At 72.8% G+C, this 15,908-nt stretch carries 13 protein-coding genes; 7 read left to right on the top strand and 6 right to left on the bottom strand.

Features of this window, described 5'->3' with window-relative positions:
* Positions 1–17: 17 nt before the first annotated feature.
* Positions 18–455, bottom strand: a complete 438-nt coding sequence (locus tag NF681_01160; protein ID UST52215.1) for a hypothetical protein — start codon at positions 453–455, stop codon at positions 18–20.
* A 406-nt stretch (positions 456–861) separates the two neighbouring features.
* On the opposite strand from NF681_01160, the gene asnB reads away from it, so the two are divergent.
* Entirely contained in the window at positions 862–2,823 is a 1,962-nt protein-coding gene (asnB, locus tag NF681_01155) for an asparagine synthase (glutamine-hydrolyzing) (GenBank protein ID UST52214.1), read from the top strand.
* Between the two features lie 58 nt (positions 2,824–2,881).
* Positions 2,882–3,856, top strand: a complete 975-nt coding sequence (locus NF681_01150; GenBank protein UST52213.1) for an AraC family transcriptional regulator — start codon at positions 2,882–2,884, stop codon at positions 3,854–3,856.
* Between the two features lie 22 nt (positions 3,857–3,878).
* Here NF681_01150 and NF681_01145 read toward each other — a convergent pair whose 3' ends face one another.
* The 5 genes from NF681_01145 to NF681_01125 form a co-directional block, all read right to left on the bottom strand.
* The gene (locus NF681_01145; GenBank protein ID UST52212.1) at positions 3,879–5,765 is read right to left on the bottom strand and encodes an AI-2E family transporter; all 1,887 of its coding nucleotides are present in this window, start codon (positions 5,763–5,765) and stop codon (positions 3,879–3,881) included.
* A gap of 122 nt (positions 5,766–5,887) precedes the next feature.
* Positions 5,888–8,125 carry an S-layer homology domain-containing protein gene (locus NF681_01140; protein ID UST52211.1) on the bottom strand — a complete coding sequence of 746 codons (2,238 nt, stop codon included), beginning with the start codon at positions 8,123–8,125 and terminating at the stop codon, positions 5,888–5,890.
* 67 nt (positions 8,126–8,192) lie between these two features.
* A complete protein-coding gene (locus NF681_01135) occupies positions 8,193–9,197 on the bottom strand; it encodes a TRAP transporter substrate-binding protein (protein ID UST52210.1) in 1,005 nt (334 codons plus the stop codon).
* A gap of 378 nt (positions 9,198–9,575) precedes the next feature.
* On the bottom strand, positions 9,576–10,577 hold the full coding sequence (locus tag NF681_01130; protein UST52620.1) for an NADP-dependent oxidoreductase: 1,002 nt from the start codon (positions 10,575–10,577) through the stop codon (positions 9,576–9,578).
* Positions 10,578–10,594: 17 nt separating this feature from the next.
* The gene (locus tag NF681_01125; protein ID UST52209.1) at positions 10,595–11,383 is read right to left on the bottom strand and encodes an SDR family oxidoreductase; all 789 of its coding nucleotides are present in this window, start codon (positions 11,381–11,383) and stop codon (positions 10,595–10,597) included.
* 263 nt (positions 11,384–11,646) lie between these two features.
* Between NF681_01125 and NF681_01120 the strand changes: the two genes are divergently transcribed.
* From NF681_01120 to NF681_01100, 5 genes are all read left to right on the top strand, one after another.
* Positions 11,647–12,270, top strand: coding sequence for a TetR/AcrR family transcriptional regulator (locus tag NF681_01120; GenBank protein ID UST52208.1), 624 nt, complete (start codon positions 11,647–11,649; stop codon positions 12,268–12,270).
* A 357-nt stretch (positions 12,271–12,627) separates the two neighbouring features.
* Positions 12,628–13,848: an ATP-binding protein gene (locus NF681_01115; protein UST52207.1), complete on the top strand. Its 1,221-nt coding sequence runs from the start codon at positions 12,628–12,630 to the stop codon at positions 13,846–13,848.
* An 85-nt stretch (positions 13,849–13,933) separates the two neighbouring features.
* The gene (locus NF681_01110; protein ID UST52605.1) at positions 13,934–14,830 is read left to right on the top strand and encodes a hypothetical protein; all 897 of its coding nucleotides are present in this window, start codon (positions 13,934–13,936) and stop codon (positions 14,828–14,830) included.
* A 66-nt stretch (positions 14,831–14,896) separates the two neighbouring features.
* Positions 14,897–15,463: a carboxymuconolactone decarboxylase family protein gene (locus tag NF681_01105; GenBank protein UST52604.1), complete on the top strand. Its 567-nt coding sequence runs from the start codon at positions 14,897–14,899 to the stop codon at positions 15,461–15,463.
* Between the two features lie 51 nt (positions 15,464–15,514).
* A complete protein-coding gene (locus NF681_01100) occupies positions 15,515–15,901 on the top strand; it encodes a phosphonate transporter (GenBank protein ID UST52603.1) in 387 nt (128 codons plus the stop codon).
* Positions 15,902–15,908 lie beyond the last annotated feature (7 nt).

Below are 15,908 nucleotides of genomic sequence, written 5' to 3'. Positions count from 1 at the left end.
AGGGCCCCGGGCGGCGGTCAGGTCGCGCAGGTGGCCGTGTGCTGCGCCTCGCCCAGCAGCCCCGAGGCGAAGCGCAGCAGCTGCCGCCGCACGCCGGTGACGTGCGCCATCTCGGCCTCCACGCAGCGCGCGGGCAGCCGCAGCAGGCGGCCGGGAAGCCGCACCGTCGCCCGGTCGGGGGCCGACTCCCCGCCCAGCACGATCGGCAGGCCGACGAAGCCTTCGCGGCCCGCCACGGCGACCTCGACGGCCGCGCCCCCGGGCATGACGCGCGCCAGCGCGATCACCGCCGTGATCGGAAAGAACACGTGCGACTGCCGCGCGTGGGCCTCCACCAGCACCGCGCCGGCCGGCACCTCCAGCGCGTCGAGCCAGGGCAGCCAGCGCGCGAGGTCCACCGGATCGAGGGCCGCGAGGAACCGGTTCGGCCGGCAGTCGGACAGGGTGACGGGCATCGTGCAACGGGGAGCAGGGAGCAGGAAGCAGGGAGCGGGCGAACGGGCGGGTGGACGTCGGGAACGGCGCGCGGGGCGGACCGGTCGGCCCCGCGCAGCAGGAATGTCGGCCAGTTCGGGCGCGGCGACCGGCGGCGGGCGCAACTTCTTGCGTTATCGCGATGGATGTTTCGCATCGACGACGAAGGCACGTCCGGCCACCCGCCTTTCGCGGTCCGCCACGCGGATCGATCCCCTAGCATCGATCGGTCCGCCCGGTCCCCGCGCACGCCTTGATCCCAGCCCGCCTCCCCTGCCCCTCCCGCCGCACCCGCCGCCGCGCCAGCCCCCATGACCGGCCGGTGCGCCCGGCCGCGCGCCGCTGCGCCAGCCGGTTCGCGTCGGACGTCCCCGTGGACGCCTGACCGTGTGCGCGCTGGCTGGCATCTGGGGCGGCCGCCACCCCGCCGCCGAGCGGGTCGCCCAGCTGATGCGCATGACGCACGCGGTCTCGCATCGTGGCCCCGACGCCCAGGGCGCCTGGGAGGACCCCGACGCGGCGATCGCCATCGGCCACCGGCGCCTGGCCGTCGTCGAGGCCTCGGACGCCGGCGCGCAACCGATGCGCTCCGCCGGTGGGCGCTACGTGCTGAGCCTCGACGGGCGCATCCACAACCACCTCGAACTGCGCGAGGCGCCGGACCTGGCGGCCTGCGAGATCGCGTGGCGCGGCCGCTCGGACGCCGAGACCCTGCTCGGCTGCCTGGGTGCGTGGGGCGTGACGGAGACGCTGCGGCGCGCGGTGGGCATGTTCGCCTTCGCCCTCTGGGACCGCAAGCTGCGCGTGCTCACGCTGGCGCGCGACCGTTTCGGCGAGAAGCCGCTGCACTACGGCACCGTGGGCACGGGGGACGCGGCGGCCTTCCTCTTCGCCTCGGAACTCAGCGGCTTCACCGCCTGCCGGGGCTTCCCGCGCGAGATCGATCGCGATTCGCTCTGCGCGTTCATGCGCCACGGCCACGTCGGCGGCGACCAGACCATCTTCCGCGGCGTCCACAAGCTGCTGCCGGGCCATGTGCTGACCCTGGGCGCCGCGAACGCGACGCCGGCGATCGAGGCGTACTGGTCGCTCGCTCGAGTGGCCGAGGCGGGCGCGGCCGATCGCTTCACGGGCGGTGCCGCCGAGGCCGTCGAGCGGCTGGAGGCGCTGGCCGGACGCGCCGTGCGCGAGCAGATGACCGCCGACGCGCCGCCGGGCGCGTTCCTCTCGGGCGGGGTCGACTCGTCGGCCGTGGTCGCCCTGATGCAGGCCCGCAGCACGCGGCGCGTGAAGACCTTCAGCGTCGGCCTGGAGGAAGCGCCTGGCGACGCATCGACCGGCGCCGTCGCGGTCGCCCGGCACCTGGGCACCGACCACACGGCGCTGCGCGTGTCGGCCCGCGAGGCGATCGACGCCGTCGCCCTGCTGCCGCGCCGGTACTGCGAACCGCTCGCGGACCCGGCGCAGATCCCGGCCTGTCTGGTCAGTCAGCTGGCGCGGCGCGACGTGGCGGTGTCGCTGTCGGGCGACGCGGGCAACGAACTCTTCGGCGGCCACGACCGCTACCGGACGACGCCACGCCTCTGGCACCGGCTGTCGGCCATGCCGGTGCCCGCGCGGCGCGCGACGGCGCGGCTGATGCAGCAGGTCGCGCCCCATCACATCGACCGGCTGGCGGCCCGCGTGCCGGTGCTGCGCGGCTGGCCCGACCTGGGCGAGCGGGTGCAGCGCGGCGCGCGCGTGCTGGGGTCGTCCTCGGCGACGGACCTGCACCTGCGGCTGATGTCGCGCTGGAGCGATCCGGCCGGCGTGGTGCTCGGCAGCCGGGAGCGCGCCTCGTTCCTGACCGGCCTGCGACCGACGCTGGCGGGCCTGGACGAGGTCGAACGGATGATGGTGCTGGACAGCCTCACCTGCCTGCCCGACGGCCTCCTCGCCCGGTCCGACCGCGCGGCCATGGGCGTCGGCCTGGAGGCGCGCGCGCCCTTCCTGGATCACCGGCTGGTCGAATTCGCCTGGCGCTTGCCGCTCGCGCTGAAGCTGCGGCGCGGCGGCGCGGCCACGACGCCGCGTTGGATCGTGCGGGAGATGCTGGCCAGGCACGTCCCGCGCGCACTGGTCGGGCCTGCCGGGCCGGGCCCGGTCCTGCCCGTCGGCGCGTGGCTGCGCGGGCCGCTGCGCGACTGGGCGGAGGCGCTGCTGGACGAGGGGCGCCTGCGTGCCGACGGCTTCTTCGACCCGGTGGTCGTGCGCCGCACGTGGCGCGAACACCTCGCCGGGGGGACGGACCGGCAGCACCCGCTGTGGTGCGTGCTGATGTTCCAGGCCTGGTTCGATGCGCACGCATGACCACCGCCGCGCGCAGGGGCATCCGCGCGCGGTTGAAAGGATGAGCAAGAATTCAGCCATGTCGAGTCCCTCCGCGCAGCGCCTGTCGCTGCAATGCAACGACGGGGAGCAGGCCCAGGCCTTCCTCTCCCGCATCTACGTGCCCCTGCGGGTGGCGGCGCGCGGCCGCGATCCGGTCGACTTCGAGACCCACGCCGTGCATTGCGGCGGCCTGGGCTTCTCCACGTCCACCTCGCGCTCGGGCATCCAGCTGATCCTGGACGAGCCGTTCGACGGCTACGGCATGTCCATGCCGCTCGCCGGCTCGATGTCGGTCGCCTCGGGCGGCGGCGAGCCGACGACCTCCCGCGCCAACGGCGGCCTGATGATGGATTCGCGCGCCATCGACGCGGCCACGTTCTCCTCGCGCAGCGTGTGGCAGCGCATCACGCTGAGCACCGAGGTGATGCACGAACGCCTCGCCACGCTCACGGAGCGGCCCGTCCACCACCGGCTGCAGTTCGCCCCGCATGTCCGGATGGACCACGGCGCCTGCGGCCTGATCCTGGCGCTGAGCCAGGCCATCATCGACGGCACGCGCGGCGACGCCCCGCTGCTGTCCGCGCCCATGGCGATGGCCAACCTGCGCGAGTCCGTGCTCTGGACCTTCATCGAGGCCATGCCCCACAGCCACTCCGCGCAGCTGGGGCGCCGCGCGATCGTGCCGGCGCCCCGGCACGTGCGGCGCGCCATCGAATTCATGCACGCCCACCTGCTGCAGCCGCTGCGGCTGGAGGACATCGCGCTAGCCTCGCAGACCAGCGCGCGTTCGCTGCAGCTGGCGTTCCGCCGGTTCCGCGACACCACGCCGATGGAGTACCTGCGGCGCCTGCGCCTGGACGGCGCGCGCAGCGAACTGATGCAGGGCGTTCCCGGCACCACCGTCGCCGCCGTCGCCTACCGCTGGGGCTTCCCGCACCACGGCATGTTCGCCCAGCGCTACGCCAAGGCCTTCGGGGAAACGCCCTCGGCGACGCTCAGGAACCACCGCTAGGCCGGCGGCGCCGGCGGACGGCTCAGGCCGTCTTCGCGCCCCGCAGCATGAAGGTCTCGGCCTCGGCGTACGCGTGCAGGACCAGGTCGACGTGCGCCGCCACGGCCTCCTCCGGCGCGGCGGCCTCGTCCTGCGGCAGACGGATCGTGGCCAGCACGGCGTGCGGCAGCGCGGCCCGGAACTCGGTGGCCAGCGCGACCCAGGCCGCGAACCCGTCCTGGCGCGGACAGGCGATGAAGACCGTGCCGACCAGCTGCGCCTTGTCGTCGGTCTCCGGGTCGCGCGGCTCGGTCATCGACACGCTGCGCGCGTCGATGTCGGCGTCCACCAGGGCGCGCACCAGCAGCTCGGTGAGGAGTTCGTCGTGCTCGGAGCCCGAACTCACGCACAGCGCGATCGAGCCGGTGGGCACGTCGAGCTTGCCCTGCCAGCGGCCCAGGCGGGCCTCGCGCATCTGGCGCAGCCGGGTGCCGATGTTCGCGTCGGTCAGGGCGATCGACGCGCGCCGCCGCGCGCGCCAGCCCGACTTGGCCACCGTGAACGATTCGGCCAGCCGAACGACCTGGGCCTGGATGCGCGCGCGCTGCTGGGCGTCGATGCGCCCCGAGCGGAAGTCGGCCACGGCGAGCGCCAGGCCGGGCAGCAGCACGTGGTCGCAGTAGCGCGCGAAGCTGTCGCGGCGCAGGAAGGCGCGCGCGTCCCGGATCATGGCCTCGGCGCTGCCGCCGAGGGCGCGCTGGTAGAAGCGCTGTCCGGCGCTCAGGCCGGTCGATTCGGTCAGCAGGATGGTCAGCGGCTCCAGCGCCTTCACGTGCCGCCCGGCCACCACCAGGCACAGCGTCAGCGGCGTCGACAGCAGCAGCCCGACGGGGCCCCACAGCGCGCCCCAGAACAGCGCCGAGACGATCACCGCCAGCGGCGCCAGGCCGGTGCTGTGGCCGTAGACCTGCGGCTCGACCACGTGCGCGACCAGCAGTTCGAGCGCCAGGAACAAGCCCAGGCTGGCCGCCACGAGCTGCCAGCCGGGGTCCACCGCGGCGCTGAACAGCGCGATCAGCGCGGCGGCGCCCAGCACGCCCACGTAGGGCACGAAGCGCAGCAGGCCGCTGATGGCCCCCCACAGCGCGGCGTGCGGGATGCCGATCGCCCAGAGCCCGGCGCCGACCACCGCGCCGAAGGCCAGGTTGACGATCGACTGCGACAGGAAGAAGCGCGAGACGCCCTGCGCGGTGTCGTCGAGGGCCTGCACGGTCGTGCCCAGCCGCGCCTCGCCCACCAGGCGGATGAAGCGGTCGCCCAGCGACTCGCGTTCGAGCAGGATGAACACCAGCAGCACGAAGACGATGCCGGCCTCCCCCACCGGCCCGACCAGCCCGGACAGCAGCTTGGAGACCAGGTCGCCGGGCGACGCGGCCGGCGCCGCGGCCGGGGCCGGGACCGCGGCCGGGGGTGGCGCCGCGCCCCGGCCCGGCGCGGTCGACCCCCGCTGGGAACGCGCCAGCGTGGCGGCGCGCTCGCGCCCCGCTTCCGGGGGTGACTCGCCGCGCAGCTGCGCCTCGAAGCGCTCGAACGGGCGCACCGCCCGCTCCCGGACCGCATCGACCTTGGCCTCGATGGCCGCCCGGTAGCCGGGCAGATCGGCCGCGACCGAGACCAGCTGGATCGTCAACACCGCGCTCATCGCGACCACGCACGCCGCCACCAGCGCCACCGACACGAGCGTCGAGACCGCCGAGCCCAGCCCGCTGCGCGCGAGCTTGCGCACCAGCGGCGCGATCACCAGCGCCAGCATGCTCGCGATGGCCAGCGGCTTGAGGAAATCCTGGCCGAAGTGCAGCAGCACCAGCACGCAGGTCGCCGGCACCACGCGGCCGATGCGCACGCCCCGATCCGGCAGGAGATCACCCATGGACGAGAACCGGCGGACACGAACGCTGCATGCGTCGATTGGAGCAGAACCGGCGCTCCGCCCTGCGCCCGGCCCGTCCAGGCCCGTCCGGGCTCAGGCCCCGTGCGGGCCGTGCGCGGGCGTCAGACCGCGACCACGGTGAACACGTACACGCTCGTCGCGGCGCCATCGGGCGACACGACCTCGATCGTGAAGCGGCGTCCCGCGGCCACCGAGACGGTGCTCGGCGCGCCCTGCGCCACGCCCGCGCCATCGACCCGGATGGCGCTGGATCGGCCCGACAGGGCGAACGGCCGCACGACGATGCGGCCCGTCGCGCGCGGCACGTTGACCGTGTAGGCGTAGGTCCAGGGATCGAACTTGTCCGGCAGCCGGTTGGGCACGCCGTTGGCGGGTGCCGCCCAGTGCACGTCCACGCCCACCAGCGTGCCGCCGTCGAACTCCACGTTGGCGAGCTGCGAATACCTGCGGTGGCCGCCGGCGGCGTTGTGGTTGATGACGGCCCCGCACGGGAACGCCGTGGTCGGCTGCGTCAGGTAGTCCACCGGGCTCGCGTACTTGCCGATCGGCCCGATGGCCATCCAGTTCTTGTCGCGCCACATGTCCCCCACGATGCTCATGCGGTCGCCGCCCTTGGTGCCGCCACGGATCGACGGCTTCGCGACGGCGTTGCCCTCGTCGATGAGCTGCTGGAAGCACTGGACGAAGTTGTCCACGCACGCGATGCCCACCGAGATCTCCTGGTGGGCGTTGGTCACCTCCACGATCTGTCCGCTGGTGCTGCTGCGCCTGTAGTTGGCGATCAGCTGGCGCGTCAGCGAGAGGAACAGGTCCACCTTCACGCTCTGGTACTGCGTGGTGTCGGCGGTGTGCGGCCGGTTGCAGCCCCACATGTCGGAGCCGAAGACCCACCCGGTCTGGTTGACGATGAAGGTCGCGGTGCCGTTGGTGTGGCCGGGCTGGATCCAGGCCGTGCCCTGCACGTTGCCCAGGTCGAGCACCTGGCCGTCGGCGATCGCCACGGCGGCCCGGCCGGCGGCCTGGAAGTCGGGACGGCTCGACGCGATGAAGGCCGCCTTCTCGATCGCCGAGGCGTAGAGCGTGACCCCGGCCGAGGTGAAGTTGTGGATCTGCTCGGCGTGATCGGGATGGTTGTGGCCGACCAGCACGTCGTACGGCCGGGTCGCCAGGGTGTCGATGAAGGCCTTGAGGTCGGCCTTCCGGTAGCCGTACTCGCCGGCGTCGAAGACCAGCCCGCGCGCGCTGCCCTCGATGTAGAAGACGAAGGCCTGGAAGTACTCGGCCGGGTTGTTGATCTTCCAGACCGTCGGCGCCGTGGCCGTGCCCGCGTGCATCAGCTTGGCCTGGAAGGCACCGACGGCCGGGCGCACGATGTTCCAGGTGAACTCGCGCACGGCGCTGGCGGCCAAGCCTTCCCTGGTCGCCACGGCCTTCAGGCGGTAGAAGCGCGAATCGGTGGTCGAGGTCAGCGGGTTGACGAACTGCAGCACGCCGTCGGCCGTGAAGTCGTAGACCGCGCCCGACGTCAGCGGGTCGGCCGGCTCGCTGCCGTCGAAGGTGACGGTGTAGCGGATGACCGCGCCCTCGGTCGGCGTGGAAATGCGCACGTAGCGGCGCGGCGCGGTGGTGCCGGCCTTGCACATCACCTGCGGCGGCGACACCTGCCGCGCCGTGATGGCCGCCAGGATGGCCCGGGCCTCGTCGCCGGAGAGCGTGCCGGACGGCCCGAACGTGGTGGCGCTCGTGCCCTTCATGTGGCCGGCGGCGACCATCGCGTTGACGGCGGCGCGCCGCGCGGCGGCGATGCCGGCGGCGTCGGTGAAGCCGGCCAGCGCGTCGGCGGCGGCCGCCGGGATCTTGAAGGCCTTGACGTAGATGTCGGCCGCCTCCTCCCGGGTCACCGCGCGCGCGGGCTGGAACGCGCCGCCCGCGCCGCCGATGATCGATTCCTCCAACGCGGTCTCGATCTGTTTCGCGAAGGGCGTCTGGCCGAGCCGCACGTCGGTGAAGGTCGGCTGGACGGCCTTGTACTGGTCGTTGTATTCGGACGAATGGACCCAGTCGAAGTGGTCCGACACCGTGGCGACGAACTCGCCGCGCGCGAGCGGCCGCGCGCTGCCCAGCGGCGCCGCCGGGTCAGGTGCCGGTGCCGCCGGGGCGCCGGGATCGTCGCTGCCGCCGCCACAGCTCGACAGCGCCACGCCGGCGCCGAGCGCGGCGGGCAGGCCCAGCAGCCGGGCGAACAGGCGGCGCGAGATGCGGCCGGTGAGGGGGGCGTCGGGGTCGAGCGAGCGCGGGTCGTCGCCGGGCCGGGCGTGCGGGACAGTCGGGTGGGTCACGGAAATCCTCGGGTTCGTCTCGGGTTCGTCTCGGGTCGTATCGGACGCGTCGCGGCGCGCCGGTGCGTTACTTCCGGACCTTGGCGATCTCGGCCTTGAGTTCGTTGACGGTCTCGGCGCCGACGCTCGCGGCGAACTTGTCGAACACCGGCTGGGTCTTGGCGCGCAGCTTGGCGACCTCCTCGGGCGGCAGTTCGGTGACGACCATGCCGGCGGTCTTCAGCGCCGCGAGCGCCTTGTCGGCCTCGGCGCGCGAGACGGTGCGCTGGAAGCGCGTCGCCTCGGCGGCCGCTTCCTCGACGATCCGGCGCTCCTCCGCGCTCAGGCCGTCCCAGGTCTTCCTGGAGACGATGAGCGCCTGCGGGTTGTAGATGTGGCGGGTCTGCGTGATGTGCTTCTGCACCTCGGCGAACTTCGACGCCAGGATGGTCGTGTTGGGGTTCTCCTGTCCGTCGACGGCCTTCTGGTCGAGGGCCGAGTACAGCTCGGGAAACGGCATCGGCGTCGCGTTGGCGCCCAGGGCGTTGAACAGGTCGATGTAGATCGGCGACTGGATCACGCGGACCTTCAGCCCGGCGATGTCGTCGGCCCGGGCGATCGGCCGCTTGCTGTTGGTCAGGTTGCGGAATCCCAGGTCCCAGTAACCCAGGCCGTGCAGGCCCTTCTCCTCCAGCCGCCCCATCAGCCGGCGGCCGAACGGGCCGTCGGTGACGGCATCGGCTTCCAGCGCGCTGTTGAACAGGAACGGCAGGTCGTACGCGGCGAATTCCCGGACCTGCGCGGTCAGGATGCCGGCGTTGAGCACGGTCACGTCGAGCGTGCCGCCCTGCAGGGCCGACACCGTCTGCAGGTCGCCGCCCAGGCTGCCGCCCGGGAACAGCTTGACGGTGATCTTGCGACCCGAGCGCTCGGCGACCAGGTCGGCGAACTTCTGCGCGCCCTGCGCCTGGGGGTGGCCGGTCTGGTTCTGGAAGGCGAACTTGAGCGTGCGCTCCTTGACCTGGGCCACGGCGCCGGTCGCGATCAGGGCGCAGAAGGACGCGGCCGCGATGGCGGCGGACAGTTTTTTCACGATGGGTCTCCTCGGGGTTTCGGTTTTTCTCGGGTCTCGTCGGGTCTTGTCTCTGGAGCGCCTGGCCGGCCGGGCGACGAACCGGGGGCACGGCACCGCGCGGCAGGTGCAACGACCGCCGCGTGCCTGAGAGGCGGCGCGCCGCGCGTGACGGCGTCCATCGCCATGCGCCTCACGCCGGCGCCCCCGTCGAGCACCGTGCCCACCGGCGCGGCGACCCGGCCGATCGACCGGGAGGAGCTTATTGATGAAACGGAATTATTTTCCACAGTGGAAACCCTTTGCGCCTACGTCGCGAGGCTGTGGTGGCCGGCGACGACCCCGCCGGTCCGTCATGGCACGGCACGGCACGGCCCGGCACGGCCCCGGTCCGATCGCTCACCGGACCTGGACGACCACCTTGCCCCTGGCGTGTCCCCGGGCCACGTGCGCGAGCGCGTCGGCCGTCGCCTCGAACGGAAAGACGCGGTCGATCGTCGGCCGGATCGCCCCGGTCTCGACCAGTTCGGTGATGCGGGCGAGCTGCGCGCCGTCGGCGCGCATGAAGACGAAGTCGTAGGCCACGCCGCGTCGCTCAGCCTTGCGCCGGATGCCGTGGCTCAGGACCCGCATGCCCTGGCGCAGCAGCCACGACAGCTTCCGGCGTTCGGCGAACGCCGGCGTGGGCGGCCCGGAGATCGACACCAGCCGGCCGCCGGGGCGCAATACCCGCAGCGACGTCGCCAGCGCGTCGCTGCCCAGGCTGTGGAGCACGACGTCGTAATCGCGCAGTTCGGCGGCGACGTCCTGCGTCCGGTGGTCGATCACCACGTCGGCGCCGAGCGCCCGCACCCACTCGACGTTCGCCGTGCCGGTGCTCGTGGCGACGAACGCGCCGAGGTGCCTGGCCAGCTGGATGGCGACCGTGCCCACGCCGCCGGAGCCGGCCTCGATGAACACCTTCTGGCCCCGCTGCAGCGCCGCGGTCTCGACCAGCACCTGCCACGCGGTCAGCGCGACCAGCGGCAGGGAAGCGGCCTCCACCATGCTCAGGTTGCCGGGCTTGCGCGCCAGCGCGCCTTCCCGGACCGCGATGTACTGCGCGAAGCCCCCGATGCGGAAATCGTCCGGCCGCGCATGGACCTCGTCCCCGACCCTGAAGCCCCGCACGCCGGGTCCGACCCCGACCACCCTGCCGGCGATGTCGTGACCCAGGATCAGCGGCAGGCGGTAGGGCAGGATCGGCTTGAATTCGCCATTGCGGATCTTGACGTCCAGCACGTTGACCCCTGCCGCGTGGACCTCGACCAGGACGTCGTCGTCGCGCAGCGTGGGCGTCGGCACGTCGATCACCCGGCCGGTCTCGCCCTTGCCGTAGCGCTCGACGGCGAAGGCCTTCATGTGGGAGGCGACGCCGCTCACGCCTGCGGCCGATAGCGCTCGGCCGCATGGGCCTGCCGGACGTCCGAGAGCAGTCCCTCGCGCGCGCCGTCGAGCGCCTCCCAGCGTCCGGCCACGTGCAGTGGCGGGATCGTCACGCGCTCGCGGCGGTCGAAACCGACCAGCGCGGCATCGACGAGTTCGCCCACGTCCATCAGGTCGGGCATCGCTTCGACGTCCATGCCGGCGGGCCCCCAGATCCCGGTGCGGGTGCCGGCGGGCAGCACCGCCTGCACGTGGACGCCGCTGGGCGACAGCTCCCGGTCGAGCCCCTGCGACAAAAACAGCAAGAACGCCTTGGTCGCGCCGTAGACCGACATGCCGAACTCCGGCGCGAAGCCCACCACCGAGCCGATGTTGACGATCGCGCCGGTCCCGGCCTGCACGAAGCGCGGCGCCACGGCGGCGGCGAGCCGCGTCGGCGCCGTGGTGTTGAGGGTGATGAGGCGCTCGATGTCCAAGGCGGTCTGCTGCGCGAAAGGCCCGGACTGGGCGATGCCGGCGTTGTTGATCAGGATGCCGATGCGGGCGTCGTCGCGCAGCCGGGCCTCGACGGCGGCGGTGTCGTTCGACCGGGTCAGGTCGGCCGGCAGCACGTCGACGGCGACGCCGCATTCGGCGCGCAGGCGCGTGGCCAGGGCGTCCAGGCGCGCCTCGTCGCGCGCGACGAGCACCAGGTCGTGGCCACGGCGCGCGAAGCGCTCGGCGTAGGTGGCGCCGATGCCGCTGGAGGCGCCGGTGATGAGGACGGTGGGTTTCGAGGTCATGGCGGGTCTTTCGTCGGGGAAGATGGGATGGTGGGACGCTGGCGCGCGCGGCTCAGCCGGCAGCGCCGGAGCCCTGGTCTCCGGCAGGCCGGCAGGGGTCGACAGGTTCGGAAAGTGCGCGGTCGGTCATGTCGTCGGGCCTTGGGATGTCGGATCGGCCGCAATGATTACGACCATCATCCAAAATGTCAACGTTTTGATGATGATCGACATCAATGTATAGTGAGGGCTTCGGATCGGCATCCATTCACCTCCCGACGACGATGAAGGTCACCCAGGCAAAAGCACAGGCCAACCGGGCCCATGTGGTGGAGACGGCGTCCGCCCTCTTCCGGGAACGCGGCTACGACGGCGTCGGCATCGCCGACCTGATGGCCGCCGCCGGGTTCACCCACGGCGGCTTCTACAAGCAGTTCCGCTCCAAGGCCGACCTGATGGCGGCGTCGGCCGCCTGCGGCATCGCGCAGACCGCGGCGCTGAGCGCCGGCGTCGACCCGGCGGTGTTCGCGCGCCATTACCTTTCGCGCCAGCACCGCGATGCGCGCGCGGCCGGCTGCACGATGGCCGCGCTGGGCGCGGACGCCGCGCGCCAGCCCGAGCCGGTGCGCGCCACGTTCGCCGCCGGCATCGAGCAGCTGCTCGCCGCCCTCGCGCCCGCAGACGGCGCGACGAACGGCGCGGACGCGGACCTGCGGCGCGCCGACGCGCTCGACCTGCTGGCCCACGTCGTCGGCGCCGTCGTGCTGTCGCGCGCCTGCCCCGACGACGCGCCGCTGGCCGACGAGATCCTGTCGGTCTGCCGCGACCGCGTCCTCGCGGCACTGGCGCCCGCGTCGACGCCACCCATCGCGCCCGCGCGCGACGCCGCGCCCCCCGCCACCGCCTGAGACGGCAAGGGACGGGACCCGGCCCGGACCGCGCCGCCTTGTCCCGCCATGGCATGGTGCAAATGCCCTATGCCGGACAGTGCATCCGTCACGGTCGTCGGCCCGGGGTCGCGGGTAAGATCGTTCTGATTTCCGGACGGATTCCGGCCCCGATCCGGTGCGACTCACCCCACCCCTCCCGCCACGGAACGGCGGTCCCGCCTTTGCCTTCCTGCGGCACACCGGCCACCGGCAGGCGGCGCGCCGGACCGGCCCGTCGCCGGGCGCAGCGACAGCCCTCCCGACCGAAGACGCCCGTGCACGCGCACGACCGGCGCCGGCCCGTCGGACACCCCCCAAAAAAAGGATCGAACCGAGATGAGCGGAATGAACGGCATGAAGGCGATGAGCGCGATGGCCGAGGACATCGCGCAGGACGTGAGCGCCATCGCCCGCATCGATGCCGTGCCGGCCCTGCTCAAGTTCATCTGCCAGGCCACGGGCATGGGCTTCGCCGCCGTGGCGCGGGTGACGGACGACCTGTGGACGGTCTGCGCTCTGCAGGACGACCTGCGCATGGGCCTCGAGGCGGGTGACTCGCTCGACGTGCGCACGACGCTGTGCAGCGAATCCCGCGCGATGCGCCGGGGCCTCTTCATCGACCGGATCAGCGCCGATCCGGACTTCCGCGGGCATCCGGGTCCATCGGCCTACCGCATCGAGAGCTACGTCACGGTGCCCATCGTCCGGCGCGACGGCACCTACTTCGGCAACCTGTGCGCCATCGATCCGGCGCCGCGCGCGGTGTCCGATGCCCAGACGCGGGCCATGTTCGCCATCTTCGCGGACCTGATCGCCATGCAGCTCGACAGCGAGGACCGCCTGCGCGAGGCCACCGTGGCACGCCTGGACGAGAAGGCCGTCTCCGACCTGCGTGAGCAGTTCATCGCCGTGCTGGGGCACGACCTGCGAAATCCGCTGTCGGCCGTGAGCACGACGGCGGAGCTCCTCATCCGCCGCCCCGAACCCGACGTGGTCCGGCTGGGCACGCGCCTGCGGACCACGAGCCGCCGGATGGCCAAGCTGATCGACGACGTGCTGGACTTCGCCCGGGGCCGCCTGGGCACCGGCATCGGGGTCGCCATGACCGTCGAGTCCGACATGAACCGCGCGCTGCTCGACGTCGTCGACGAACTGCGCCAGGCCCATCCCGAGCGCGAGATCCGCGCCGACCTGCAAATCGATCGGTCGCTGCGCTGCGATCGCGGACGCCTCCAGCAGCTGTTGTCGAACCTCATCGGCAACGCCCTGACCTACGGCGCGGCGGACGTTCCGGTCGAGGTCTCGGCCACGCTGGACGGGGCGTCGCTGGTGCTCGCGGTGACCAACGGCGGGGCACCGATCCGGCCGGAGAACCTGTCGCGCGTCTTCCAGCCCTACTGGCGCCCCAACACCAGCCAGCCGGGGGGCGGGCTGGGGCTGGGCCTGTACATCTGCACGGAGATCGCCAAGGCGCACGGCGGCCGGATGGAAGTGGCCTCCTCGGCGGCCGCGGGAACCGTCTTCGGGGCGCGCCTGCCGATTGTCGTCAAGGCCTGACGCGCCGACGCGTCGATGGCCTGGGGGCGCGCGGACGGACGCGCCGCACGCTCGCGCCGTGCAATGCAACGCTGGAAGGCCGCCCGTGACGCCACCCCCGATGACCCGCCGCGCCCTGCTCGGCGCCCTCGTCCTGCCCGCCCTCGCCGGCTGCAGCTCGCCGCTGCCCGTGGTGGCCGCGCCGCCCGGAGACCCCAAGGCGGCGCGCGTCCTGCTGGCCAGCGCCGAGGCGCACGGCCTGCGCGCCTACCGCGAACTCACCGACATCAACGTCGCCTACGAGGGCGAGTGGCGTCCGCTCATCGGCCGCATCCAGCCCGAGGTCACCGACACCGGCTTCCGGGGGCGCTCCCAGGAACGGCTGATGCCGAGGATCGGCGTGTCCGGGCAGGCCTACACCGGACCGCGCGGGCGCAAGCAGGTGGCCTGGCGGCGCGGCAGCGGCGCCGACGGCGACCGGGGCGACGTGGCGGTCTGGTTCAACGGCGCGCGCAGCCAGGATCCGGCGGCGCAGCAGGCGTCGGCCCTAGTGGCCGAGGCCTACGGCCTCTTCCTGCTGGGACCGCTGTGGCTCGCGGACCGCGACCTGCCCGCGCGGCTGGCCGGCACCGAACGTGTGGACGGACGCTTGTGCGACGTGGTGGAGGTCTGGATGACGCCGGGCCTGGGGCAGGTGCGTTCCGACCGGGTGGCGCTGTGCGTGGACCGCGCCGAGCGCATCACCCGGCGGCTGCGCTTCACGCTCGAGGGCTTCGGCAACACGCGGGGCGCCGTGGCCGAGGTCGACACCTTCGATCACCAGCGGCGTTTCGGCGTGACCTGGCCGATGCACTCGTTCGAACGCGTGGTGCATCCGATCGCGCTGCCGGCCCACGACTGGCGCATCACCGGACTCGACGTCAACCGGGGCTATGCGGCGCAGGCGCTGCTGGGGCCGGAATTCCAGGCCGGCGCGCAGCGTCCGGCGACGCCGCTGGAATGAACCCTGGCGGGCGACCGCCCTCGAACACGACCACCCACCCTCTACCCTCCGACCGGAAGCCTTCCCATGCGCCTGCCCCTGATCCCGCCCGACCGACTGACCCCCGAGCAGCAGCCCCTCTACGACGACATGCGCAAGGGCATCGCCAGCAACTTCAACGCCTTCGTGGCGCAGCGCGAGGACGGCGCCCTGATGGGCCCGTGGAACCCGTGGCTGCACGAGCCGCGCATCGGCAAGGCGATCTGGGACCTGACCCTGGCGATGACGGCCGAGGCGAGCCTGCCGGACAACGTGCGCCAGATCGCGATCCTGGTCGTCGGCGCGCGCTTCGACGCGGCCTACGAGATCTACGCGCACATCGCGGTGGCCGAACGCGAGGGCATGAAGCCAGAGCGGCTCGCGACGCTGGTGGCGGACCTCAAGCCGAACGACCTCTCGCCCGAGGAAAGCATCGCCTACGACGTCGCCTTCGCGCTCTCGCGCGGCGGGGTGTTGCCGGAGCCGCTCTACCGACTCGCGGTGGCGACGTTCGGCCAGCACGGCACCAACGAGCTGATCTACCTGGTGGGGCTCTACAGCCTCGTCTCGACCACCCTCAACGGCTTCAACGTGCCGGTGCCGGAACGCGACTAGCCGGGCGCCGGCTCGCCGCCGGCACCGATCGCGGCGGTATTCTCCCGACCCATGAGCTCCCTCCCTTCCTTCGACGATCCCGACCTCCTGCGCCGCCTCGATGCGATGTCCGATGCCGAACTGGACGACCTGGATTTCGGCGTCATCGGCTTCGATGCCGCCGGCGTGGTGCGCCGCTACGGCGCCCATGAATCCCGGGCCTCGGGCCTGTCGCCGCAACGCGTGCTGGGCCTGTCGCTGTTCAACGAGGTCGCCGTCTGCATGAACAACTACCTCGTGGCGCAGCGCTTCGAGGACGCCGCGGCCGACGGCAGCGAACTCGACGCCACCATCGACTACGTGCTGACCCTGCGCATGCGGCCGGTCAAGGTCCGCCTGCGTCTGCTGGCCGCGCCGTGGACGTCCGGACGCTGCGTGGCGATCGACCGCCGGCGCTGAATCCGCG

Source organism: Comamonadaceae bacterium OTU4NAUVB1 (assembly GCA_024372625.1).
Lineage (GTDB): Bacteria > Pseudomonadota > Gammaproteobacteria > Burkholderiales > Burkholderiaceae_C > Variovorax.
Note: the sequence above shows the minus strand (reverse complement) of the source record. Positions and strands in the feature narration are given on the sequence as shown.